Raw genomic sequence first — 506 nt, forward strand, 5'->3', positions numbered from 1 at the left:
GGAAGTTCAGATAATTGTTTTGCGGCATCTGCAGAGTTTTGACCAATAATTACAGCATGTACATCTGTATCTATTTGAGATGCTGCTGTAGCTGCATTAAGAGTAAATGGTCTTAATTCTTTATTATTGTGTTCCGCTATAAGTAAAACTGCCATTAAATTACCTTCGCCTCATTTTTTAACTTTTGAACTAATTCAGCAACATTTGCTACTTTTATACCTGCTTTTCTTTTTGGAGGTTCCTCTACTTTTAATTGTTCTAATCTTGGTGATACATCTACGCCTAAATCAGAAGCAGCAATTTCCTCTATAGGTTTTTTCTTAGCCTTCATTATGTTTGGTAGTGATGCATATCTTGGTTCATTCAGCCTAAGATCACACGTTACAATAGCTGGAACATTTATTTCAATTGTTTCAAGACCTTCGTCTATTTCTCTAGTTACTTCTAATTTATTATCTTTAACATCAATCTTAGAGGCAAATGTTGCTTGTGGCCAATTTAATAAA

At 33.4% G+C, this 506-nt stretch carries 1 protein-coding gene and 1 pseudogene; both read right to left on the bottom strand.

Features of this window, described 5'->3' with window-relative positions; translation table 11 throughout:
• A pseudogene (locus AMN83_RS00085) lies at window positions 1–155 on the bottom strand (electron transfer flavoprotein subunit alpha/FixB family protein); the annotation flags it as partial.
• Window positions 155–506: electron transfer flavoprotein subunit beta/FixA family protein (locus AMN83_RS00090; RefSeq protein ID WP_425304135.1), on the bottom strand; the 352-nt coding region annotated here is incomplete at its 5' end. The pseudogene AMN83_RS00085 and the gene AMN83_RS00090, both read right to left, overlap by 1 nt.

Source organism: Candidatus Pelagibacter communis, from assembly GCF_001180025.1.
Lineage (GTDB): Bacteria > Pseudomonadota > Alphaproteobacteria > Pelagibacterales > Pelagibacteraceae > Pelagibacter > Pelagibacter ubique_A.